The sequence below is a fragment of the Phaeobacter sp. 11ANDIMAR09 genome, from assembly GCF_001294455.1.
GTDB lineage: Bacteria > Pseudomonadota > Alphaproteobacteria > Rhodobacterales > Rhodobacteraceae > Pseudophaeobacter.
Genome location: NZ_LIKT01000003.1, coordinates 231146 through 255698 on the forward strand (window position 1 = coordinate 231146; position 24553 = coordinate 255698).

Annotated in this window: 22 protein-coding genes; 3 read left to right on the top strand and 19 right to left on the bottom strand. The window is 57.1% G+C overall.

All coding sequences use genetic code 11. From position 1 onward, the window contains the following. Nucleotides 1–65: 65 nt before the first annotated feature. Complete coding sequence (locus AN476_RS04055; protein ID WP_054459684.1) at nt 66–1490, bottom strand: aminotransferase class V-fold PLP-dependent enzyme; 1425 nt, start codon at nt 1488–1490, stop codon at nt 66–68. 107 nt (nt 1491–1597) lie between these two features. Here AN476_RS04055 and AN476_RS04060 point away from each other — a divergent pair, with 107 nt between their 5' ends. Together AN476_RS04060 and AN476_RS04065 are read left to right on the top strand one after the other, a co-directional pair. After that, nucleotides 1598–2059 carry an Lrp/AsnC family transcriptional regulator gene (locus AN476_RS04060; protein ID WP_054459685.1) on the top strand — a complete coding sequence of 154 codons (462 nt, stop codon included), beginning with the start codon at nt 1598–1600 and terminating at the stop codon, nt 2057–2059. A gap of 22 nt (nt 2060–2081) precedes the next feature. Continuing rightward, on the top strand, nt 2082–2576 hold the full coding sequence (locus AN476_RS04065) for an ATP-binding protein (protein ID WP_054459686.1): 495 nt from the start codon (nt 2082–2084) through the stop codon (nt 2574–2576). A 41-nt stretch (nt 2577–2617) separates the two neighbouring features. Here the strand turns inward: AN476_RS04065 and AN476_RS04070 are convergent, their stop codons facing one another. The 15 genes from AN476_RS04070 to AN476_RS04140 all read right to left on the bottom strand — a co-directional run bounded on the left by AN476_RS04070 (nt 2618) and on the right by AN476_RS04140 (nt 19906). Beyond that, entirely contained in the window at nt 2618–3190 is a 573-nt protein-coding gene (locus AN476_RS04070; protein ID WP_054459687.1) for a hypothetical protein, read from the bottom strand. 239 nt (nt 3191–3429) lie between these two features. Then, nucleotides 3430–4050 carry a 30S ribosomal protein S4 gene (rpsD, locus tag AN476_RS04075; RefSeq protein WP_054459688.1) on the bottom strand — a complete coding sequence of 207 codons (621 nt, stop codon included), beginning with the start codon at nt 4048–4050 and terminating at the stop codon, nt 3430–3432. 206 nt (nt 4051–4256) lie between these two features. Further along, the gene (locus tag AN476_RS04080) at nt 4257–5330 is read right to left on the bottom strand and encodes a Hint domain-containing protein (RefSeq protein WP_054459689.1); all 1074 of its coding nucleotides are present in this window, start codon (nt 5328–5330) and stop codon (nt 4257–4259) included. A gap of 109 nt (nt 5331–5439) precedes the next feature. Beyond that, the gene (locus AN476_RS04085; protein WP_054459690.1) at nt 5440–6366 is read right to left on the bottom strand and encodes a lipid A-modifier LpxR family protein; all 927 of its coding nucleotides are present in this window, start codon (nt 6364–6366) and stop codon (nt 5440–5442) included. Nucleotides 6367–6787: 421 nt separating this feature from the next. Continuing rightward, nucleotides 6788–7423, bottom strand: a complete 636-nt coding sequence (locus AN476_RS04090) for a TetR/AcrR family transcriptional regulator (RefSeq protein ID WP_054459735.1) — start codon at nt 7421–7423, stop codon at nt 6788–6790. 241 nt (nt 7424–7664) lie between these two features. Further along, the gene (locus AN476_RS04095; RefSeq protein ID WP_054459691.1) at nt 7665–8504 is read right to left on the bottom strand and encodes a DNA-binding domain-containing protein; all 840 of its coding nucleotides are present in this window, start codon (nt 8502–8504) and stop codon (nt 7665–7667) included. After that, nucleotides 8501–9454: a DUF692 domain-containing protein gene (locus AN476_RS04100; RefSeq protein ID WP_253279827.1), complete on the bottom strand. Its 954-nt coding sequence runs from the start codon at nt 9452–9454 to the stop codon at nt 8501–8503. The genes AN476_RS04095 and AN476_RS04100 overlap by 4 nt, the downstream gene beginning before the upstream one ends. Beyond that, on the bottom strand, nt 9451–10062 hold the full coding sequence (locus AN476_RS04105; protein WP_157063671.1) for a hypothetical protein: 612 nt from the start codon (nt 10060–10062) through the stop codon (nt 9451–9453). The genes AN476_RS04100 and AN476_RS04105 overlap by 4 nt, the downstream gene beginning before the upstream one ends. A gap of 85 nt (nt 10063–10147) precedes the next feature. After that, entirely contained in the window at nt 10148–11899 is a 1752-nt protein-coding gene (locus AN476_RS04110) for a ferritin-like domain-containing protein (RefSeq protein ID WP_054459693.1), read from the bottom strand. A gap of 237 nt (nt 11900–12136) precedes the next feature. Beyond that, a complete protein-coding gene (locus AN476_RS04115; protein ID WP_054459694.1) occupies nt 12137–12919 on the bottom strand; it encodes a glutathione S-transferase C-terminal domain-containing protein in 783 nt (260 codons plus the stop codon). Between the two features lie 10 nt (nt 12920–12929). Further along, the gene (locus AN476_RS04120; RefSeq protein ID WP_054459695.1) at nt 12930–14273 is read right to left on the bottom strand and encodes a cytochrome P450; all 1344 of its coding nucleotides are present in this window, start codon (nt 14271–14273) and stop codon (nt 12930–12932) included. A 10-nt stretch (nt 14274–14283) separates the two neighbouring features. After that, nucleotides 14284–15963, bottom strand: a complete 1680-nt coding sequence (locus AN476_RS04125) for a peroxidase (RefSeq protein ID WP_054459696.1) — start codon at nt 15961–15963, stop codon at nt 14284–14286. A gap of 16 nt (nt 15964–15979) precedes the next feature. Further along, entirely contained in the window at nt 15980–17002 is a 1023-nt protein-coding gene (locus tag AN476_RS04130) for a hypothetical protein (protein ID WP_054459697.1), read from the bottom strand. 3 nt (nt 17003–17005) lie between these two features. After that, nucleotides 17006–17713, bottom strand: a complete 708-nt coding sequence (locus tag AN476_RS04135) for a hypothetical protein (protein ID WP_054459698.1) — start codon at nt 17711–17713, stop codon at nt 17006–17008. A gap of 417 nt (nt 17714–18130) precedes the next feature. Further along, complete coding sequence (locus tag AN476_RS04140) at nt 18131–19906, bottom strand: carboxyl transferase domain-containing protein (RefSeq protein WP_054459699.1); 1776 nt, start codon at nt 19904–19906, stop codon at nt 18131–18133. A gap of 239 nt (nt 19907–20145) precedes the next feature. On the opposite strand from AN476_RS04140, the gene AN476_RS04145 reads away from it, so the two are divergent. Next, the gene (locus AN476_RS04145; protein WP_054459700.1) at nt 20146–21705 is read left to right on the top strand and encodes a long-chain-fatty-acid--CoA ligase; all 1560 of its coding nucleotides are present in this window, start codon (nt 20146–20148) and stop codon (nt 21703–21705) included. Between the two features lie 388 nt (nt 21706–22093). Here the strand turns inward: AN476_RS04145 and AN476_RS04150 are convergent, their stop codons facing one another. The 3 genes from AN476_RS04150 to ectB form a co-directional block, all read right to left on the bottom strand. Beyond that, nucleotides 22094–22759, bottom strand: coding sequence for a GntR family transcriptional regulator (locus AN476_RS04150; RefSeq protein WP_054459701.1), 666 nt, complete (start codon nt 22757–22759; stop codon nt 22094–22096). A gap of 85 nt (nt 22760–22844) precedes the next feature. Next, on the bottom strand, nt 22845–23243 hold the full coding sequence (locus tag AN476_RS04155; RefSeq protein ID WP_054459702.1) for an ectoine synthase: 399 nt from the start codon (nt 23241–23243) through the stop codon (nt 22845–22847). 4 nt (nt 23244–23247) lie between these two features. Further along, a complete protein-coding gene (gene ectB, locus AN476_RS04160; protein WP_054459737.1) occupies nt 23248–24534 on the bottom strand; it encodes a diaminobutyrate--2-oxoglutarate transaminase in 1287 nt (428 codons plus the stop codon). Nucleotides 24535–24553 lie beyond the last annotated feature (19 nt).

The window sequence follows — 24553 nt, forward strand, 5'->3', positions numbered from 1 at the left end:
CAACTCAGTCAGCCTGCCACAGGATTTTTAATCTGTCATGGGGGTTTCGCCTTTGGTTTTCCCCGTCATGCGGCGCGGGGTTGAAAGCGCGCAGTTTTGGGATCTGCCAGATAGCTTTGGGCCAGATCTTCGGCGCGCAGGGTCAGCTCGTTCACGCTGTCGATGATGTATTGCACCGTCTCATCCTCCATCAGGTAGGAGAAGTTGAGCCTGACCCAGCCAGGTTTCTGCAACTCCAGGCCAGACTGCAACTCTGCAAACAGAGCGTCAGACTCGGCGCGTTCAATATCCAGCAAACGGTGCGCATAGGGGCCGGCACAGGCGCAGCCGCCGCGAGCCTGAATGCCGTAATAGTCGCTCAGCATGCGGGTAAAGAGCTGTTGATGCACAGCCTCCCCCGAAACACCTTTGACCGTGAAGGAGAAAATCGGCAAGCGATGTGCGGTCTCATGCCCCAGCACGGTGAGCTGCGGATTGTCCGCCCAGCCCGCGCGCGCCATACTGGCAAACCGAGCCTCCTTGGTGGCGATTTCGACCTCACCCACGGCTTCTTTTACCAAAAAGGACAGCGCGGCGCGGATGTCCCCAATTACATTCGGGGTTCCCGCTTCTTCGCGGGCAGCCAGATCTTCGCTGTATTCATGCCCCCAGGGCGAGACAAAGCTGACAGTCCCGCCCCCCGGCCAAGAAGGGCAGCGCCGCTGCACCACTGATGTGTTCACCAGCAATACCCCGGACGCCCCAGGCCCGCCGGGGAATTTATGCGGCGAGACGACAACGGCATCCTTATGGGCGCCATGTTCCCCTGCCATCGAAATCGGCAGATAGGGACCGCCGCCCGCATAATCAAAGATCACCAGCCCGCCAGCGGCATGCATCATGCGACTGATCGGATCGGGATCGGTGACAATCCCTGTCACGTTTGAGGCCGCCGAGAAACTGCCAATAATCAAATCGCAGCTGGCGTGGTCGTGCAGCGCGCGCTGCAAAGCCGCCAGATCAACACCCCCCTCAGCCGCTTCCGGGATCTCGACCACCTTGGCCTTGCTCTCCCGCCAGGGCAGAATGTTGGAGTGATGCTCGTAGGGGCCGATAAAGATCACCGGATTGAAGGCCTCATTCACCCCAAACAGGCTGACCAACCGATTGAGCCCAGCCGTGGCGCCCGATCCGGCAAAGATCACCGCATCCTCTGACCCACATTGGGTCACCCGTGCGATCTCAGCCCGCGCAGCGCGGCGCAACCGGGTGACATAAGAACCGCAATAGGACGCCTCGGTGTGAGAATTTGCGTAGAAGGGCAAAACCTGGTTGCTGATAAAGTCTTCGACCTGACGCAGGGCCCGACCCGAAGCCACATAATCGGCATAGACCAGTGCTACATCGCCACCCGGTCCTGGGATCATGACTCCATCACCAATGACGCCGCGCGCCAAACTGCCATCAGTTGCGGCTAGGGCCAGGTCTTTTTTGAAGGTTTCTAGGGGCATGCGCGCGTCTCCAATTGATCGTTTCACCGATATTCCTATGCCAGATACCCAAAATCACCCCCAATGACTGATTGATTTCACCTATTCTCGTGTCATATGATCTAACGATGACCAATTCTATAGATCATATTGACCTGAACCTCCTGCGCGCCCTGCAACGGGATGCCAGCCTCTCTCAACGCGAACTGGCAGATGTGGTGGGCCTCTCGCAGAACGCCTGCTGGCGGCGATTGAAGGCTTTGAATGACAAGAAGGTCCTGCAAGGTGCCACCATGCGCCTGGACCGCGGCCAGCTGGGGCTGGATCTGGTGGTCTTTGTGATGCTGCGCACACGGCATCATTCAGCGGAATGGCTCGACACCTTTCGCCGCCATGTGCTGACCATCCCCGAGGTGGTGGATTTCCACCGAATCGGCGGCGATTACGACTATCAGCTCAAGGTCGTCACCCAGGATATGGGCAGCTATGACCGGGTCTATCAGCGGCTGATCAGCGGCGTTGAACTGGACAGCGTGACCTCCTATTTCGCGATGGAGACCATCGCCGAGGCCCGCCCATTGCCCCTGTGACCCACATCAGGACATCCGATTCATGACCTCATTCAGGCCTACACTGCAAGTGATCTGCGGTAGAATTGCCGCAGGAAAATCCACCCTGGCCGCCAAACTGTCAGAGCCTGACGATATCATTTGCATCAGTGAAGACGCCTGGCTTTCCACGCTCTACGGTCCACAGATGCAAACCGTGCAGGACTATGTGAAATTTTCCGCCAAGCTGCGCGGGATCATGACGCCGCATATTTCCCAGCTATTGCAAGCTGGGCTCTCTGTGGTGTTGGACTATCCTGCAAATACCATCGACAACCGGCGCTGGATGCGCGACTGCGCCACCCAGGCCAAGGCCGAGGTTCTGCTACACCTGCTTGATGTGGACGAAGCCACCTGCTGGCAACGTCTACAGGATCGCAATGCGCGCGGGGAGCATCCGTTTAAACCCAGCCGAGCGCAGTTCACTCAGATCTGCCAGCACTACACTCCACCGCAGGCCGAAGAAGGCTTTGCTATCCACATACACAAACCTGAATAGCGCTAGCCGGGCCTGTGATGATGACAGGAGGTCGCGCAGGGTCAGTGGCCAAAGGCCTTGTTTGGCATCCAGCGGGGGCGCTTGCCCTGGGGCCCCATGCGCATATGCAGACAGGCAGTACCAAGCCGCTGAAAATACAGGATATCCACCTTGTACCAACCAGCCGATGGCACGTCGACTTCACTCATGATGGTGCTGTCGCAGGCCTGACGCCCATCAAACTTGCCGACCACCTGCCCGCCAATTCTGGCTCGCAGACCGTCATTGGTGAGGAAATCGATGTTGTGGATGCCCGGCTTGGCAAAATGCACATAACCCTTGATCCCGGCCACAACATGTTCAGCACGTTTTGAGGTCAGGGTCTTCTCACCCTCATTGGTGTCACGATGATCCAGCCCGGCCAAAGGTTGCCCGCGCTCTGCGTTGATCTTCAGCGCTGAAGAGGCCTCGACCAGGTTCCTGACATCCACCGGATAGGCATAGCGCACCGCCAGCCCCGGTTTCAGCCCCGAGGGCTGCGGATTGGCGGGCTGCAATTTCAAAGGCGCCGCACTGAGCGCCGTGGCACAGGTTACAACAATGGCGGCAATTGTACCGGTCAAAAGACGTTTCATTTCACACTCCCGTTTTGCCGAACTTCTATATGGCCCGGCGAATTTCCCCCACGGTAGCGACGAGTTCTGGCCTATGACAACCGCTTTTCCGTTTTAGGCTCATCACAAGCCTCGCCTCCCCCTCAAGGCGAGCACTCTGATCTGCAGCAATCTGACGATACGGGAGGCCGAGAACCCAGAAATTCAAAAAGGGCCGCCCAAAGGCAGCCCTTTCCTCCAACACCCAAAGGGCGTGTGGATTAGTTTTTGGCGTAGAATTCGACGACCAGATTTGGTTCCATAACAACTGGGTAAGGCACATCGGCCAGACCAGGCGCACGCACAAAGGTGGCTGTCATTTTGGAGTGGTCAGCTTCGATGTAGTCAGGCACATCGCGCTCGGCCAGAGCAACGGCTTCCAGCAGAACTGCCAGCTGCTTGGATTTGTCACGAACAGCGATAACATCACCCTCTTTCACACGGTAGGACGCGATGTTAACGCGCTTGCCGTTGACGGTGACGTGGCCGTGGTTCACAAACTGACGTGCCGCAAAGATGGTTGGCACGAACTTGGCGCGGTAAACAACAGCGTCCAGGCGGCGCTCCAGCAGACCGATCAGGTTTTCACCGGTGTCGCCTTTGACACGCTCAGCTTCGGCGTAAACGCGACGGAACTGCTTTTCGGTGATGTCGCCGTAGTAGCCTTTCAGCTTTTGCTTGGCGCGCAGCTGAATGCCGAAATCGGACAGTTTGCCCTTGCGGCGCTGACCGTGCTGGCCGGGGCCATATTCACGACGGTTCACGGGGGACTTAGGACGACCCCAGATGTTTTCGCCCATACGGCGGTCAATTTTGTACTTGGCAGCTGTGCGTTTGGTCACGGCTGTTCTCCTTCGTTATAGTCGCAGCCCAGAAAGGCCGCTATGAAGGGCGTTGTCCTCTTAGGGTTGGATCAATGATCCGCGCCTATGACAGGAATCCCCTTGCGGGGCCCACCAACACCAATGAAGTGGCGCTTATATGCGCAAAGGCAGCAGAGTCAACACTGCCGCCTTTGGTTTTTCATCCGCTTTTTGATTTTTGCGCCCTAGGCGGCCTCATGCATCAAAATGGCCGCTTCCGAGCTGCTGAGATTGCGGCGCGCATAGGCCCCATAGCTCATTGGATCATGCTCGACCTGCGGCAGCAAACCGCCCAACCTGATGCGGTCTTCCGCATCCAGCGCCGACATTGCAGCGCTGGCGGGGTGAAAGCTCTCGCTCTCAACCCCATTGGCCCAAAGCACCTGATGGCTGTCCAGCAACAGATGAATATAGGTGACTTCCCGAACGGCGCTGTCCACGGCAATCGTGCGCCCATTGATCAGATCTCTGGCAGCCACCAGAACCTCATCGGTATTGAACAGGGCCTGGACCTGACGCCCCCGCAGCAACATGCGATGTTCGGGCGAAACCAGCAGCTCTTTTTCTGGCCGGTCAATGCCCAGCGCGCCGGCGCGAATGCGTACGGGCCGCAGTTTTGGAACCACAAACAGCCGCGCCCCGCTGATCCGGCGCGCTCCGATCCACTGGACCTCCTGCGCGCCGCTGTCGCGGGTTTGCACCTTGTCGCCTTCGTGCAGATCCTCTATCCGGCGCGGCCCGTTGGGGGTGGCAATCTGAGTGCCGGGCGTAAAACAAATCACACCACTGCCGGGTTGGCCTGGCATGGTATCCGCAGGGCAGCCAATACTGCCCAATGAGTGATGCACCACCCAGAGATCCGTGCCCTTTGGCGGGATCTCATTCACGAACATCAGCAAAGGCCGCGTCGTGTCGCTGACCTCGATCAGGGTGACGGTGTAGCTCTGCACCCCATTTGTCACCACAAAACTCTTGTCCAAAAGCGGATCTTCTACGGTGACATCCTGCAGGTCCGTACGATTTTGCACCGCCGCCCCGACCAGTCTGCGCACCGAGCGCGCAGCCCGCCGCCTCAGATCCGTTTCTCCATTCGCCATACCCAAGCGCAACAGTTCAGCCGGGCCATCAACCCGCACTGCTTCACCTTGCCACGACCACGCGGCCCCGACATCGATTGACTCGACCGGTGCGGCCCAAAGACCGTCTACTTCTGTTTGCGACCAAGAAATGACGAACGTGCCCTGAAAGCCCGTTTTCATCTGCCTGTGTGCCTGCTCTTATTTTTTTATTAACCAAAACTTAACAAAATCGCCTGGTCAGATAAAGAACAAAGTCACCGCAAGTCCTGCCCTCGCATGGGGTGTGTTTTCAAAACCTCAATTGCAGCTGCAAAGACCCCGTCAACTGGCCCTCGCTTTGGCTGGAGAATTCTTTTCCAAGATAGGTAAGCCCGTAGAAAGCAGTGGTACGCTGCCCCTGCCAGTGCAGTCCCAAACGGGCTCTTTGGCGAGTATTTTCCAGGGAGTATCCGCTGCTGTCGGGCAGAAAAACCGAATTTGAAACATAGGCGATATCCGCCCCCGCTGTCAGCGTCAGCCCCTGCGCTTCTCCCTTTGCAGTGCGATAGCGCTGGCCTGTGATGCTCTCGCGCACCAAAAATCCCTGGGACAATTGGCCGTAGGAAAAGTCCACCCCGGCGCGCATATAGGTCTCGTCCCCGGCGCGTGCCTCGACAAAGGGACGCAGGGCGGCACGGTCAGACAGCGGCAATTGCCGCCCGATTTCCGCAGACAGTACCGGTCTGAAGCTGTTGCCGATTTGGCCATTCAGAACTGCGTCCGAGGGCTCTGGCGCGCCAGCCAGATCATGTAACCAGCCCTGTATCTCGTCCAATTGCGTCTGAGGCCCCAGCATGGTCACACCACCGCCCAGTGCGATCTCGGTGCCGTTTCGCTGCACGTGGCTGTTCAACTCGACCGTCAAGGCGCCAACCCAGGGGCGATCTGCCGGGTTTAGCTGAGTCAGGTCTGAGGGCGCGATGATCTGGCCTTGGATGCGCAGTTCCAGCAATTCTCCAAAGGTCGCGGGGGCTTGTCCCTGCCAGTCCTGCCCATAGATCCGCGAAGAGGTCAGCGACCCAGTGCGCCAGCGATCCTTGCCGTCGCCCAACAGGTCATTGGAAAACACCAACCCATAACCGATCCTGTGGCGAGCGCTCTCCTGCTCCAGGGGCTCAGCGCTTGCCTGCAGAGCAAGGCAAAAAGAAAGAGCCATGACGGCCAGCTGTCGATACATCTATTTCATCCTGCTTAATGCGCCCAGTTCTGCCAGGTTTACCCAAATGCCAGCGCCAGTGGCGGATCATGCAGGTGGGTCGGCACAATGGTTAATACCGCAGTAACACTCTCGCAGATCGGCGCACTAGTGCAGCAGAGCCACAGATATTGGATATGGCCGAACCTCTTGCCCGCCGAGCGCCACAGTCCTGCCACAGTTGCAGGATCTGACAGCCCCTCCACCGACAAACCCTATGGGAAACGCCCTCCAGGACGCTGCGCCCGGCCTTGGGCGCTCCAAAATCCTTGCCACAATTGTCCTGTCTTTTATGAAAAAATTACAGCCTTGCTTGGATTCGAATATGACAAAACCGCAAACAGCGCTAGCCCAGGCACAGCGTTGCCCGCGGCTAACATAGTCGACTGGTTTCTTAGCGCCGTTACGCCTGCTCGAGACGCAGACCGATGATGGTGCCAACAAATTCAAGACCGATCTGCGACAACTCCCCAGCCGCAAAGGCCTCGGGTAGCGCGCCACCCTCCATCCACAATCCGTCGATCAACGCGTTGCAGGCAGTGGCCAACTGATACAGACGGGCCGGGTTTGCTGGCCTACCGGCTTCCTCCAAAGTTGCGCGGATCAAATCCTGCAGCTGATCACGAAAGTGGAGATAGGTGCGGGCATGAGTTTCCTTCATCTGCGCATCATGCTGCACCTTGTTGAGAAACCCAGCCCAAAGCGCGATCGAATGCGGATCCACCACCGGCGGCATCAGAGCGGACTGCACAAAGACCCTCAACCGATCCCGCGCAGATCCTTTGACCTCTGCCACAGGCGCAAAGGTCAGGTTTGCCATTTGTGTCATGTGGTGATCAAAAGCGGCTGTGATCAGATCCTCTTTTGAAGAGAAATAATGCCTGATCAAGCCCTGCGTCACCTCGGCACGCTCGGCGATGCCGCGCACGGTTGCCCCCTGAACACCTTTTTCTGCAACCAACTGCAGCGTGGCTTCGATCAGGGCCGCTTTGCGTTGCTCAGCCCCTTCACGCGTGAATTTTCGGCGGTCATCGCTCATCCCTGCCCTCACATCGGCTTGCTTCAAGTCTGTCAGGCGCAGATCTGGCACGGCGCCCTGTCTCCCAATACCTAAGGCCGGGCAAAGATGCCAACAATTGCCTCGCTCACGCAACAACGCGCAGGGCACTCTGCGGCAGGGGACAGGCAAGCCCTGTGACAATCCCCCTCGGTCACCACCTCCACGGTATCAGCCAGGCCTGGAGATCATGCACTGCGAGCTTCAGCTCTTTGCTTCTACCTCACCGGGTTGCCGTCTGAACCAGTTGAGTTGGACGACCGTCGAGAAAGAAGCCCGCTTTGATCCAGCCTTCCCGGATCTCTGCGGCGTCCTGCCAGGCCTCTTCGACATAGGCGCGCGGTTGCTGAAGTTGCTGCGCCACCACGCCCAGCGCCGCCTGAACGGTCCTGCCGCGGCACATTTCCTGCACAAAGAGGAAATGGGGCAAGCTGAGCGGGATGGTATGGGTGACATAGTCCTTGCGTAAAACCGCCAGATAGACCTGTTCACGTTCTGGCGGGGAGGGGGACAGATCTTGTCTAACCGCATGGTAGTAGCCTCCCACCGCAAACCCATAGGCCGCGACCGAAAGGCTGGGCTGCGGACGCAGCGCAGTATCAGGGGTTGTCAGCCCGGCCAGCTGCAAGTCTTCTGCTCCGGGGCAATCAAACGTGGAAAACACCTGCCGCTCAAACCGGGCCAGGTCGATGATAAAATCCACCCAGGGCTCAGGCTCTGACGCCTTCAAATCAGGGCGGTTTGCCTGCAGATAACCCGCGAACCGACGCCCCAGATCGTACAGCGTATAGCTTTCCGGAGGCGCCTGCCGGATGTAATCGGCAACAAAATCGTTGAACAATCCTTCGCCCAAAGCATAGCTCAGCGCCGGGAATTGATCGCGCATACAGGCTGCAATGCGCAGGCTATAGCTGTTTTGGTAGATCGACAGCGCCGCAACGGGCGTAAGCCTAGAGGTGGCCCGCACCCGGCTTTCAATCTCCTGGCGTTGCGTCCCCTGCGGATCCACCAGGGCCGCCTGCATCCATTGCTGCAGCTCTAACAATTCTGGCGGCGCGCTCACCCCTTCTTCATCTCTGCGGCGCCTGCCATAACATCCGGCACCATGAAATTTACCGGATTAGAAATGGCCAGTGGTACCGGATCCGGTGTCAGCCTGTTCACCAACTCAGACAGGCCGCCCTTCATATAGGCCTTGGACTTCAACAGCTCCGCATGACAATCCTCAAACGAGGGGATATTCCCGTCCCATTCCAACAGGGTGGCCGCCCCCTTGCTGCGCGTCCAGGCCAAGGCAAAAAGCGCCCAGACCTCGGGCCGGACCGGCTGGTCATGGGTATCGATCAGATGGGTGCCACAATCCGTATGCCCCGCCAGATGCATCTGCACCACACGGTTCCATGGAAAGCTGTCAAAATAGTCAGCAGGATCACTGTCTGCATTGAAACAGCTGACATACACATTGTTTACATCCAAGAGTAACCCACAGCCCGTGCGCGCGCACAGGGCACGCAGAAAGTCTGGTTCCGAAAGGGTATTGGCGCGAAAATCCAGATAGGTAGAGGGGTTTTCCAGGATCAGCGGGCGATCCAGAACCTCCTGCACCCGATGTACGCGGGCCGCGATGTGATCAAGCGTGGCTTCGGTCAGGGGCACCGGCAACAGATCATGCGAGTTCACCCCCATGACCCCGGTCCAGCACAAATGATCGCTGATCCATTGCGGCTGCACCTCCTGCGCCAGGCGTTTCAGGCGATGCAGGTAGTCCATATTCAAAGGGTCACTGCTGCCAATGGACAGGGACACCCCGTGCAGCACAACCGGGTAACGTTCGGCCACTTTGCGGATCACCTGGCGCGGGCGGCCGCCGGAATCCATGAAGTTCTCCGAGATCGCTTCGAACCAATCCACATCCGGCCAGCTGCTCAGTATGTGGTCAAAATGACTGTTGCGCAGCCCCAAACCAAGGCCAAGCCTTGGCAGTGCGGATATGTCCCCTGGTTGCGGTGTCACGAGCAACTGCCCCCGCCCGACAGCCCGCTGGCGCCACAGGCTGCAAAACTGTTGCAGTTCTCCGTGATCCAATGGGCTGTTGGGCCTGTCTCGCGAAAGGGGGCTGGGGCCTGGCCCGGCGTTTTGCCCGCATGTTTTTCCGCATAGGCCGCCTCAAACACCTGGCGAGCGCGCCCCCAAACGCTCATGCCTTTGTGATCACCGTCGGTGATAAAGCGTTCGGCATTGATCGGCGTGGCACAGGATCCCATCGAGCGGCATTCGTTCTGGCCCGGCTGATCCATATCCGGCCCCCAACCATAAAGGCCGCAGCCTCCCTGATTGGCGCAGTTGTTGTTGGTGTGACAGGAATGTATTTCGGTGGTGGCGCAATACCCCTGCCCGGCACAGCTGTTTGGATTGTTGCCATTGGGACCATGCACGCCATAGCGGTCCTGCCCCTTGCAGGAGTTCAACCCCAGACAGGCATGTAATTCAGCGCCCGTGGGCAGCTCCATCGGCCCCCCGGTCTTGCCATAGGGGGTGTCTTTCCAATTGAAGGGCGGCGGCGCAACAGGGGGCAATTCAGCCTGTGTTTCTGCGGGCATGCGGGACGTGGTATCAGACATTGGTTTTGTCCTTTCGGGCGTCTTCAAGTGGCGTGGTGGCCAAGGTGTTTGCAATCTATTCAGACCTGGGTGCGCGTGCTCTTTGCTAAGAGTTCGACCAATACTGGCTGACATCCGGCAGATGCATGCCCTCACCATCTGATGCTGTCTTATTGACAGTCAGCGCCACCAAGGGCGCGACAGAAGCGTTCAGCCCGCTGTCTCCCGCTGTCGCCAATAGCGCTTCAGCTCCGAGTTGCTTGAGCCTGCCAAAGGCCCCGTCGCGTGACCCCAGCCCCTGCCCCTCGGGGCCAAAGCCTGCGTTGTCAAAACTTGGGGCCAGAGCGATGGTTGACCCATCTTTCAGCGTCACCTGCCGAGCGCGCATCAAGGCAATGAATTTGTCCAGAATCCAGATCATCGAACGATGCAGAGCAATGTTGAAAAAGTACTTTTGATACGGGACGGTACCGTCTTTTGTCACCTTATCTGCCCCGGCTTTCGCCGGGTCCACATAGGTCGGTTCGATCTTGTAGATCGTCTCCGTCAGGATCAGCATGTATTGAAACAATCCACTGCAAAAATCGTTCAATGCAGTCGCCACTGGATCATGGGCATAAAGCGCCCGGGTTGGATTGGCAGGGTAGTCGAATAGCAAACCCTCGGCCTTGAGCGCGCCCGAGGTCCATTTGTTTGCCTTGCCCTTTACGGCTTCACCCAGCCATTGGCGGTCAATCTGGCTTTCCATCCAGGGCGGCAGGCTTTCCAAGCTCTGGGAAAACTCCTCGAACTGCATCTGCAACTCCAGGAATTTGTCAAAATGGCTGTGCTCTGCCTCTGAATTTGGATCATCCCAGATTGCCTCCGCGCCGCCGGATTTGGCCGAATAGCCCTCGCCCTGCTCGCAGATGGTTTCCAGGGCCAGCATGACATCCTTGCGGCTGGAGATGGCCATCAATTCAAAGGCGCCGGTAACCTCATGCCCTCTATGATCTTCGACCGGCCGCAGGGGCGCATCCGAGCTGCCCTCTGCATCGGCATAAACTGCGACTTCGGCCGCCCCCGGCAGCCCTATTGCCGGACATCCAGACCCGCCCCCCAAAGACGAAGGCGCCGGTTTTGACTTATCAAAAGCCTTGGCAGGATATATCGTGTCAATATTGTTTGGGGCATAATTATAGGGCTGAATTTGCTGCTTTGGGTTGCCGGCCTGGAAATCTTCGTCAGTGAAATGCGCCGAAGCTATGATGCAGCGAATAAATGAGTAGAACTGGCCAATAGAGTTCCAGTTCTGATCCATTGGCCATCCATGCTGGTTGAGAAAAGCCATCGCCTCCTCAGAGGGGAGATCAGCCAGATAGGCCATCAGCTCCGGCAGATCCTCAATCGGAATCTCGCTAAAGAACGGGTTATGCGGATACTCGATCTGCAAAAAATGCCACAGCTGATCGGAACAGAGGGGCCGCAGAGGGATCCCGCCCTTGACCTGTGGGTCTGGCCCCTCTGGCACCACGGGGTTGTGATGCGGCAGCAAGGCAGGATAGCTTTGGGGGGCGGCCTGATAGAGTTTTGGCGGCTCCCCTGTCAGAGCAAAATAGATATTGCTGGACAAAGACATGTGCAGCATCTCTTCGACTGCAACCGACATGATGACTCCGCCCGCCTCATTGGCAAAGATCTGTTCGGCATTCAGATTGGCGTCCTGCAGCTTGGTACGATTGATCGAATAATAGCTGTAAAGATAGAGCGGGATTGTTGCCAGTTCGACCTGAATCGCCGCCTGCAAATCCGCGACCAAGCGCGCTTTTAAACTGGTTTTGTCCCCTAGCAGCCCAGCATTGATAATGGTGACCATCATAACTTCTGCTGGGGATAAATCGAAGGCCTCACGCACATTCAACACGTGTTTCAAATTCGCGTCCACGTCCATTTAGCTACCCCAACTGATCAAAATACTTGGTACTGGCACCCCACATTTCCACCCTAAGGAGATTCAGTCAAATAGTTTCACTCCCCTTAAGGCTGCATTCCTTCAACGAGACTGAATATTGCGGCTTTGCAGTCTCGACGGCTGGCGCTCATTGCTCCTGCCGGATTAGACGCACAAAAGTTGGGGCAGCCGGTACTGATCGTAAATGCGCTGAATGAACCGCCCGGTGGGGCGTTGCCTGAGCTCTTGATAGGTTTGCTGCATAAACACCGGGCAAAGCGCATGGTTGGGCAGCATCCCATGATAACCCTGCGCCAGGATCATAGGCCCCCCAGAGGTTGCCAGGGCCAGATCTGCAAAACTCAGACGATCCCCAACCAGATACTCCCGCCCGTCGCTCAAGAGCGCATCGAATTTGTCCCAGCCCTGATGGATCCTGTCCAAGGACGCATTGGCAACAGATTGATCCAGCTTCAACCCTCGATACATCAAGGCCCGAACAACTCGGAAAGCCACAAGACAGGTCAACTTTTCATAGACTGGCACCTGGGTGGTAATCGACGGCCAGACCACTGATTTATATTTCAGAAGGTTCCAATAGGACCAGTTCACTACATCACTGCCCATTTTCCAGCGGGCATAGTGTTGCAGCTCATCAACCTGCTTATACTGCGCGGGATTTTGGTCCGGATCGGGCAACAGCTTGAGCGCTGCAGGCGCGGCGGCCTCCAGTTCGGGGAGCAGCTTTTCAATGCCGCCAAATTTGTCCCCTCCGCGCACAAACAGCGGGTAGTCATCCGCCCCGACACCCCAGGACTTGAGCGCCAGAACATGGAAAATTGGCGCGTGAGGGCGCTCCGTATAAGAAATCTCATAGTGGCTCAGCAGCCAGCGCCCCAGATCGACATCAGCCGAGGGCAACAAAGTGATCAAAAGCGGGTCTGCCATGGCACCTCTCCTAGGGGTCGAATTCAAGATGAAAATGCTGTGGAAAGCTGGAAGTCCCGGTATCAATCTGGCCAGCTGCCCCAGCGGCCCGGCGGAGATTCTTCTGCGCAAGCAACGGCTTCAAAAGGACCGGAATAACGGCCTTGTTGATGGCAGCGCCAAAACAGGTATGCATGCCATAGCCCCAGATGATGTAGTCCTCCCAGGGGCGATCCGTGCGGAAGTCATTTGGGGATTTCACCTCGAACCGATCAAAACAAGCAGAAAAATTGGCAGCAAAAACCATTTGCCCTTTGCGCAGCTTTATCCGTCGGAGGGTCGAGGCCGCCACCTGGGTGTCGCAGGTCGCGCGCCTGTAAATAACGGGGTTAAAGGGATTAAACCGCAGGGCCTCCCAAATATACTGGGCCAGCAGTTCGTCATCGCCTTGTCGAGCGGCCTGTTGCGCTCCGGCAAGAGCAGCTGGCCGATCAAGTAGCTCATCAAGCGCCAGGCAACTGGCCTTAGATATGGTGGGAACTGCCCCGATCAACAGGCCCAACATATTGTTGCGAATGCCCAGATCGCTCATCCCTGGCGTTTGTGCTGATTGCAAAGCGAGACAGCGGTTCAGCACGTCTGCTGCCTCGCTTGGGTTCGCCTTGCGCGCGGCAATCGCGCCATCCAGGTAAGACCGCAGCTCCGCGGCCTGCTGCATCGCCCGCGCGTCCAGATCCGGGTCAGCCACAAGATCAAGGAACAGATAGGTGAACAAGGTTGTTGTCCATTCTTGCATCTGCGCTCGCTTGGCACCGGTGCCAAAATAGCGATCCGTCATATCCCAAGGAATTTCCAGAGTGAGGCTTGGCACGATATCGATTTGCCCCTGGCTCTGCGCCACAGCCCGCTGCGCCAGGAGCGTGGCACGCGGTACCACAATATCGGCCACATCTGTCATCCGGGCCGCCAAATGCATCGCCGAGGTGTCACGGGTGTAATCCCATCCTGGCTGCATCCCGAGAAAGAAGTTCTCTCCGGCGGTCAGCTTTTTCATCCGCGCACCATAGACCACTTCAAAATCTTCGTTGCGATTCAGCACTTCCAGACAGTCTTCTCGCCGGGTCACCAGGGCCGTGCCGGTATTGTCATAGGCTTTCATCACCACTTTGCTGATCGAGATATTGGGCCAGACTCCACGCAACAGGGCAAAGACCCAGCGCTGTGTTTGCGGTTTGAGAAAAAACGCCGCTACCCCGCCCTGCGCCAGGGCAACACCGCCCATCACGACCAGCTTGGCCAAGGCCAGCGCAGATTCAGCCCAAAGCGCCACCCGCTGGAGGATCCAGATAAAGACATTTGCCAGGGCAGTGATCATTGGCGCCCCCTCAGGTCGGGTCAACGATGCCCATCGCAATCATGCGTAGGGCAGTCATTGAAGGGATGAAAAAATAGTCACCGCCGCGGCACTCCACAAAGGTCTTGAGCTTGCTCATGACATAGGGGGGCCGACCACTTGCCGGATCCGAGGGAATGGTATGGCGCTTGCTGTGATCATGATTGCCCAGCATCGGGCAGGTATTGTTACCCTGATGAAAATCTAGCCCGTACTGAATCCATTGCTGCTGCACGAATTCAAACTGGCGCTCTAGGCTGGTTCCGACGATCAGCATGATCACACCCTGTTCGGTCTCATCGTCCTTGTGCTCGAAATTGGGTGGCCCGTAGGGCAATCCCCGCCTCAGAATGCGCCGCCGCTTGTTGAGCGCGCTTGTCGCTGTCTCGTTTTTGTAGGGCGCGCCGGTTGCGGGGTCTGTGCCGCTTTTGTTCAACGGGTCCAGATAGTCCCGCGTATTGACCCGACGCATATGGGCACCGCCCGGGCATTTGGCTCCGGACATATCATCGCCATACCGGAAATCGCGGGCTTCCGGTGAGCCAATGTAGCTGAGATTGTTTTTATAGCCGTCCAGGGGTGTCACGTCGCCACCGCGAAACTGCATCTTCTCTCCAAAGGCAACCCACGCGTCATAGGTTGGCACTTTGGACAGGGGCACCCCATCCGTCCAACGCCCGCACATTTTGGCGCGCAGCGTCTCCTGCGCCTCTTCTTTGCTGACCCCCATGAGTTTTGCATATCGAGCGGCCTCTTCCGCCAGAACCGCCTCAAAGCTGCCGACATTTTCATGCAGTTTGCGAAAGGCCATAAAAGTTCCGTTATGCATGAATTCCGGAGGCTTTGCGGTCGGCGGCAGCTCCTGGCTTTCGTCCGGATGCCCCAGGATGAACTCCCCCGTTGCAAGAGGTTCCCAGCCCTTGCTTGTCAGTTTCCCGCGCCCAATAACCGTGTCTGCCGAGCCCCTATTGCCGTGTTGCCCCTCAAACACCGGGTCGCCGATGCCATCGGTAAAGCCAAGGTGTTCCTTGGCTGTTGGCAGAGTGAGCGGGCCAAATTTATCAAACACGGCAGACGCGTCTTGGAACCGGGCCTTGCCATCTTTGCAAATGCCATCCAATTGACGCACCCCCACTTCTTGCGCCAGCGCCGTCAACCAATCAATTCGCCCCTGCAGAGCAGGATGTGGCTTATCCGCCTGTTCAAGACTTAAGGACTGTGCATTCAGCGTCACCAGCATGTGCACATCATCCTTGCCGCCCGAGCCCGGCTCCCGGCTTTTTTGCCAGATCGGATCCCAATGAGCGTCCCAATCGTCGCGCAGTGCTTCTTCCTCGGTCTTGTTCTGGTCGCGGTCCCCCAGAATAAAGGCCCGCGCCTTCATTCCTTCGATAAAGGCCGCCGGCATCTGTTGCAGCATGCGCACCGGCAATTGCAAAACCAAAAGACCGGGAAAGGTCAGCGCCACGTTTGTGGTGCAGTCCGGTTTCTTGTTTGCCCCCTGCCATAACGCTGCTGTGGTCACCTTTTGACGCACCGCATCAACAAAATTCCGCCCCGCGACTGCATTGGGGAAATGAAAGAAGAAATACCGCGCAAATGGAAAACTGAACCGCCCATAGGCGCGGGTCACGTTCCCCTGAATATCGTCAAGATTGAGATCACGTGTCATTGTCGCCCACCAAATTCTAGGAAATCACGTTCTTGGGATCTGCCGAGGAAATCACCCCTGGCTTCTGCGTCATGGATTGCATGTTTTCAGGTTTGTGTTCTTTGATGAATGCGCCAAAAGCCGCATGCAGCTCCTCTGCTGATGCCCCCTGCTGGTCGACAAAAAAGGCAGACATTTTCTGCTGTATATAGATCGCCTTGAGCACCGTGGGCAGATCATCATATTCACCAGGCGCCAAGGGTTTTTCCCCGTTTCGAATGGCAAACCGGATCGCCAATAGTGCCAATACTCCGCCCAGGATGAAGGCTCCGACAGCAAGCTTCAGGCTCGACCAGCCCAGAAATGGCAGGCTGCTCCAGCCAAACAACCAAAGCACCAAGGCCAGCAAGCCGATGATAAGCGGAGTCAATACGCCGTAGATCAGCGCTTTCAGCGGCAGGGTGTGGAACTTGGGCAATTGCAGGTAATAGTCATGGAAGGGCATGGTGGTTTCGACATGGCAACGGTCCAGGTAGTCGGCAAAGCCCTCGGCGCTGTTCACCCCTTCAAAACCGTGACAATTGGAATAGAGATCAACCAGTTCCTCCTTCATCGTGCCCCAAAGCTCACGCGCATAAGACGCCCTGACCTCACGCTGCTGTTGGGTTGTCAGGTTCGTGGGCAGGGGATCGCCCGGTTGCGTCACCGCATCCACATCCGCACAAAAGATCAGATAGGGCGTCTTCAACCGATCGACCGGCTGCGGCACCGCCGGGTTTTCCCCCTCGATTTGGGAGACCAGTGTATTCTGCGTGGTGCGGCCATTGTAGACCACATCATGCAGGACAAACATCCGCGCCAGATGGTTCCGCATATTGCGCGCAAAGGGGCTGTTGAACTCCGCATTGCTGGTGGCGGGCGACTGACGTGCTGTCGGCAGGACCGCCAGGGCCATTCTGACCCGCTGCTCATAAGAGGTATGCGGATCCTCTGGCGGCGCCCCCTTTTTGATCGGAGCAAAGGTCGTCAGAAAGATATGTCCAGAATCAAGATCAGGCATGGGTCACTCCTGCCGTCCGGTGGTTTCTGAGCTTTGTTTTGCCGCCTGCCGCTGCTTGGCAAAGGCGCGCTGACTGTCAGAAATATAGACCGCCAGATTGACGTCATCACGCTCGGTGTCCAGGCTGGCCACCGGACCAAAGCCAAGATCCCCCAGCCCGATCTGCATCTTGTTGGCCGCAGCATCATAGGCCTTTTTGAACTCCTCAGGCGGCAGAGTTTCGTGCTTTTCAGCCAGGCTGAGGATCTGGTCATAGATCAGCAGGCTGGTCTTGATATCGCGCTGCGCGGCGCCGGGCGTGGCATTGTAGTAATAGTCTGTCTGGATTTGATTGAAGGTGATGTAATTTTTAAAAGGCGTGACCGGAATTGATTTAGGATATTTCGTCGCCGAATACCAAAACAAATCTAGTCCGCTGGGAATGCCATCAGAAAACGCGTCAATATACTGATCCCAAGTCCCGTTAAAGTTGGAGCAAAACAACATATAGTCATTCCGCAAAGCCTCCTTGCCCTGCCCCAGATCCGGCCAGTCGTTGGGTCTTATAATCACCCAACGGGCAAAATGGATCAAAGATAGCCCCAATAGCCCCATCAGATTTTGCGGCAAACCGCGCGCCGCCATAAACAGCAACCTGTTAATCCACGTAACTCTTGGGTTACTGGGTGTCACCACATTCATGGCATAGGCTTTACCGGCGATATTCGACATAACTGTCCCCCACCCAAACTCACACTGAATACCCTTTAAATTGCATTCAACTTTACACAACATATTAAGATTGTATACGGGTTTTAATCTCAACCCCTGCGAGCAGGGCGCGCTCACCAGCCCGCTGCACAGTTCTGACGCCAGTTCACTTATGCTACAAAGGTAGGTCGCCGCTCGGTGAGCAGCGATAGGAGCCCTACAAGAGCCAGCTTGCGGGACAGGCGAAAACTGAGGCACACAACCAAAGACCCCGCAGCAAAGTGGCAGGGCGGTTTCCTACAGGTTCACCTCTATTGTTTCGGTTTTCCCGGACAGTGCAGGTGTAACGGATCACCGGGGCAGACCAGCAGTGTTGATAGGCGAGCCCGGGTCGAGTGTTACTTTTTCACAGCATAGCCAACAGCGCCTGCCCCAAAATCACCAGGCATCCACATACCGCGGGTTTGCAGAATTGCCAGAGGTGGTGGCCAAAACTCGGCCTATTTCATCACGGGTTTGGGTCGGGTCAATTACCGCATCAAATTCCAGCAGGCTTGCCGCGTTCAGGGCTGATCCGTTCTCGTATAGCACGCCAACCAGCCGCCGATATTCCGCCTCACGTTCTACCGGATCAGAGATGGCTGCCAGGTGATCACGGTGACCCAGTTTAACCGCCCCCTCCAATCCCATGGCTCCGACCTCTCCGGTTGGCCAAGCGCAGCAAAAATGCGGCCGATCAAAGCCGCCACCCGCCATCGCCATGGCGCCTAGCCCATAGGCCTTGCGCAGGATAACCGTCACCAGGGGCTGACTGAAATGGGCTCCGGCCAGGAACAGCCGAGAAACATGAGCCACCTGCCCGGTCTCTTCAATTTCAGGCCCCACCATAAAGCCGGGCGTGTCGCACAGGGTGACAACAGGCAAGGCCCAGGCATCACAGAGCTGCAGGAAGCGCGCGCCCTTGTCTCCCGCGGGTGCGTCAATGGCTCCGCCCAGGTGCAACGGATTGTTTGCCAGAACACCCAGTGCCTGACCGTTGATGCGGAGAAATCCGGTAATCATTCCTTGGCCGAAATCACGACGGATCTCCAGAAAGGTGCCGGAATCCCCTAACGCCTTGATGGCCTGACGCATATCGTAGGCGCGAGTGCGATCTGCCGGGATCACGTGACGCAGACCCTCGTCCTGTTCCGGCTGGTGCACAGACGCGCCTGCGAAAGGCAAGGCCAGCAGTTCCTTGGCTGCGGCCACTGCCTCCGCCTCATCCTCGCGCAGAAGATCAATGACACCATTTGCCCGCTGCACTTTGGAAGGCCCGATCTCCTGCGCCTTGACCTGCCCCAAGCCGCCACCTTCGATCATCGCCGGACCTCCCATGCCGATCCAGCTGTTTTTGGTCGCAATGCGCAGATTACACAGACCAAAGAGTGCGGCATTTCCAGCAAAGCAATGCCCGGCAGCGATACCGATCTTGGGACCTTTGTAGGCGGCAAAATGGCGAAAGGAAGGGACATTCAGCCCCGCCACCATGAGCGGGGCGAGATCATAGTCGTTTGGCCGCCCGCCGCCACCTTCGGCGAACAGGACAATTGGCAGATTGTCCCGCTCGGCGCGCTCGATCAAACGGTCCATCTTGCGATGATGATTGTAGCCCTGAGTGCCCGCCAAGACCATGTAATCCACCGCCATGGCGGCGACAGGTCTCCCCTCCACCGTGCCAGTTCCGCAGATGATCCCATCCCCTTGGGTACGCGACTGCAGCTCTGTCAGAGGGCGTTTGCTGCGTTGGGCCGCCACCGCGAAGGCGCCGTATTCGGTGAAGGAATCTTGATCGAACAGATCCTCAATGTTTTCCCGCGCTGTTCGCCCTCCCGATTGATGGCGCTTGGCGACCGCCTGTGGCCTGCTGCTGTCCGCCAGCAAAGCCAGGCGCGCTTCGAAGGCGGTGAAGGCCTGGCGCGGGCCCTGATCCTCCTGCGGGGCCTGCAGCGAGACCTCAGCAGGTTCAAAACTGATCAGGGGCTCACCGCCACGCAGCTCATCCCCGGCACCAACATGCAGGGTCTTGACTACGCCGCTTTCTCTCGCGCGGATCTCGTGCTGCATTTTCATCAGCTCGGTCACAAGCAAAACACTGCCCGCTGTGATCTCATCCCCCAGTCCAACCCGAATTTCGGCAACAATGGCGGGGTTTTCAGCTTTGATGGTCTTCACGGCGGTCCTCTTTGCTTGCTGCCTCCTGCTTGATCGCACTGCAACCCGGACCAAGCCAAGGCGGGGGTCAAAGCCCAGCATGCGCCAGTTGTCCCGCCCTGTGCAAAGGACGTTCCGTCACATCGCAAAGCGGCGCTTTCTGCCCTGCCAAGGCGTTGACTTGCAAAACCCGGCTGATCAACCCTAGCCGCAACGTCCCTGCCGGACGCCCGCCTTCCTACAGCCTGAGAGGTCACAAAATGCAGATAACTTCCATGATCAAACGGGCCGCCCAGATCAATCCAAACGGGACCGCAACTATCTTCAAGGACCGCCAGCAAAGCTGGAGCCAGATGCTGGACCGCGTCGCACGTCTGGCAGGCGCCCTACAGGCGCTGGGTATGCGACCGGGCGACCGCGTAGCGCTGATCTCACTGAACTCGGACCGGTTCATTGAGTATTACTTTGCTGTGGTCTGGGGAGGCGGCGCAACGATGCCCATGAACATTCGCTGGAGCGCAGCCGAATGTGCCTATGCGCTGAACGACGCCGGGGCCGAAATTCTGATCTGTGACGAGGCTTTCAAAGCTCTGGCCGCCGAAGTGAAGCCACAGGTCACCAGGCTAAAGACCTTGATCTATGCCGGTGACACCGCGACGCCTGCGGGCATGGACAACTACGAAGACCTCATCGCCGATGCCCAGCCTGCCGCCGATGCCGAGCGCAGTGGCGATGATCTGGCCGGGGTCTTTTACACTGGTGGCACCACAGGTTTTCCCAAAGGGGTCATGCTCTCTCATACCAATATGTATGTGGGTGCGGTGGCAAATGCGCATGACATTAACATGCAGGACAGAACCGTCTATCTGCATGCAGCACCGATGTTTCACATCGCCGATCTGCTCTGGTTCACAGCCGTTACCTTGATGGCGGGCACCCATGTGGTCATTCCAATGTTCACCCCCGAAGGCACGCTGGCCGCGATCGAAAAACACCGCCCAGACCAAACGCTTCTGGTGCCGGTCATGTTGCAAATGGTGCTGCAAAGCGACAAGCTGGCCCAGACGGATATCTCGTCCCTGCGTCAGATCGCCTATGGCGCCTCCCCTATTACCGAAGCCGTTCTGAAGGAGGCCTTTAAAAAGTTCCCGAATGTGTCCTTCCTTCAGGCTTTTGGTCAAACCGAGCTCAGCCCTGTGGCGACCATTTTGCCGACGGATTATCATGTTTTGGAAGGCCCGAAGGCAGGCAAACTGCGCTCGGCGGGACGAGCCACACGGGTCTGCGAAGTCCGCATTGTTGATGACCAAAACCAAGAGGTAGCCCGCGGCGCCGTTGGCCAGATTGCCGTCAAGGGACCAACAACCATGCTCGGCTATTGGAACAAGCCCGAGGTCACAGCCGAAACCATTGTCGACGGTTGGGTCATGACCGGAGATGCCGGTTACATGGACGAAGACGGCTTTGTCTTCTTAGTGGACCGGGTCAAGGACATGATCGTATCTGGCGGCGAGAACGTCTACTCCGCTGAAGTGGAGAACGCCCTGGGGCAACATCCCCAAGTTGCCACCAGCGCCGTCATCGGCATCCCCAGCGATCAATGGGGTGAAAGCGTCCATGCCCTTGTCATCCTGCATGCCGGAGCCACAGTGACCACAGAAGAATTGCAAGCCCACTGCCATGAGCTGATCGCCGGCTATAAATGCCCCCGCAGCATTGAATACCGGACCGAGGCGTTTCCTCTGTCTGGAGCCAACAAAGTGCTGAAGACAGAATTGCGAAAACCTTACTGGCAAGGGAAGCGCCGTCAGATTTCCTGACGCACTCCGCGCGGGAGATTAGCCATGCCAGTGAACGAGTTCAACGAACAGAACCCTCGCATCGCTGTTCACGATACCGCTAGCCACAAAGCCTGTTGCGCCCATCTTTGGCCCATAGCCTTGGTAGGTCAAAGGTGGCATCGGCAAAGCGTCAGTGATGGCGCATTCGACGTAAGGCGTTGGAAGTATCGGGGCTTGGAAAGGACCTAGGCCAAGAGGCTAAAAACCGGAGGCTGTGAAGACCGAGCTGAAGAAGATCTTGCCCCAAGATATGCTTGATGTGGCAACGCTGAAGCAGATGCTCGAAATGGAGGCAAGTGCGGGCATCTCATTTAGCGCTTGAAGTCGATCACGTGGAATTGCAAAGCACTCCGTTCAGGCGCCAAATTTAAGGTGCTAGCATTCTTGTGTAGGCGATTTGATAATGCGCTGCGGCTTCCAAATTCTCAACCGCAATCGCTGAGTGGATATTGTTGACATGTGCGTCAAGATTTTCACAGGCAGACCCAAACCAAACGAAGTCCTTTGCCAAACTGTGCAACTGATGCCGCGTGGTTCGACCGTAGTAACTTTTTCCGCTGGCCCGCAGGGCGAGGTTTTCGGTAATTTCGACAAAGGCATCAAATGCCTCCATGTCAAGCCGCGCAAAGTCGACGACATTTGGTTTCGCTTTCAATTGAGCGCAACGCTCAGTCAAGGCTTCAAAGCGAAGTGAGGCAGTTGCCAGATCAGTTATCGGGTCGACTTCAATGATCGAACGTTCCAGTGTCGTTCGCACGACAAAGCTTTGCGCAAGGGAGGCAGAATCCATCTCAGTCACAAAGGTACCAACCCCCTGGCGGGATGCGATAAGCTCTTCTCTCTCTAGCCAGGCCAATACGCGGCGCAGGGGCGTGCGACTACAGGCGAACTCCTTTGCCAAGTCCGCTTCCGACAGGCGTAGTCCTGGCGGGTAGTGCAGCGTGCAAATACGACGCCGAAGAGTATTGTACATGATGCTCAAGCGATCCTGGACACCTTCCGCGGCCTCCAGAGTTTTGACCAGCTTATTCATATCCAGTCTCCTGGCGATGGATTGCTTGCTGCCATTAAAGGAGGCAGGTTCTCAAGAAATCACACCTGCCTCCTCTGGCGAAAGACTACGCAGTTTCAAGCTCTAAGGCGTAGGAACCATCCTCTCGATGGGTTTCATTGCCTGTTACCGGCGGGTTGAAACAACAGGCCATGACCAGTTCTTCTTCAGCAACAAGAATATGGCGGTCATGTTTGTCCAAAGCATACATAACCCCTGGGCGAATGAGGTGGATCTCACCTGTCGCGAGGTCCGTGATCGAACCGGTTCCTTGCATGCAATAGACACTCTCAAAGTGATTTTTGTACTCAAATGTGTGCTCGGAGCCAGCCTCGAGGAACGTGATATGGAAAGAAAACCCCATTTGATCTTCTGCCAGCAGCATCCGCACGCTGCTCCACTTGGCGTCTGAGACGACGCGGCCACGTTCGCTTTTGATGATTTCGTTGAAGTCTCGTACAATCATAGCCTTACTCCGCGGCAAATTTATGGGCGCCAATCACATCCTGTGCGGCGTTGATCAGAATAGTGAGCCCGCGCTGCAGCATGCTGTCAGGCGTTGTAAGGGGCGCAAGGATCTTAACCACCTGATCTTCGGAGCCGGAGGTCTCAATTATGAGGCCCTGTTCAAAGGCCCGCGCGCAGATCTTGCCTGCCAGATCACCACATCGCAGGTCCACGCCCCGCATCATGCCGCGCCCCTTCAGGCGCGCGCCAGGAACCATCTCCGCAAGGGATTGCAATCCCTCGCCAATGATTTTGGAACGGCGCAGAATATCCTTCTGCAAACTGTCGTTCGCCCAGAATTTTTCAATTGCGACGGTGGCAGTCACAAAGGCATGGGTATTGCCCCGAAATGTCCCGTTATGCTCGGCCGGCCCCATGACATCATGTTCTGGCTTAACGAGCACCAGCCCCATCGGCAGTCCAAAGCCAGAGATTGATTTCGCCAGCGTCACGATATCAGGGCGAATGCCAGCCTCTTCAAAGGAAAAGAAGCCACCCGTGCGCCCACAACCTGCCTGAATGTCATCGACGATCAAAAGCGCACCGGCCTCCTGCGCCAGCTCTGCGACCCTCTGCAACCAATCCGTCGTGGCAGCATTCAACCCGCCTTCGCCCTGAACCGTTTCCAGCAAAATTGCCGCAGGCGCGTCCAGGCCCGAAGAGCGATCCTTAAGCATGGCCTCCAGAAAATCAGTCGTGTTACAGGACTGGCCCATATAGCCGTCATAGGGCATCCGCGTCACATTGTTGAGCGTCACTCCGGCACCGCCACGGTGATAGTTGTTGCCAGTTGCTGCCAGGGCGCCCTGGGTGACACCGTGAAACCCATTGGTGAAGGAGATGATATTGCTGCGCCCAGTGGACTTGCGGGCGATTTTCATCGCCGCCTCAACAGCATTTGCTCCCGTCGGTCCGGTAAACATCACCCTGTGATCCATCTCACGTGGTTGCAAGATAAACTGCTCAAAAACCTCAAGAAACCGGGCCTTCGCTGCTGTGTGCATGTCCAAACCATGGGCAACACCATCGGCTTCCAAATGCGCAATTAGGGCGCGTTTCATGTCTGGATCATTGTGCCCGTAGTTCAAAGACGAACACCCAGCAAGAAAGTCAATATATTGCCGTCCGCTCTGGTCCGTCATCTCGGAGCCCTTGGCGGAGGTGAAGACTGTATCAAACCCGCGGCAATAGCTGCGGGCTTCGGATTCCCGACGACCAAAAATGGCCTTGCTGGCAAGCTGTGTAGACATAGGGTTTCTTTCAGATTTG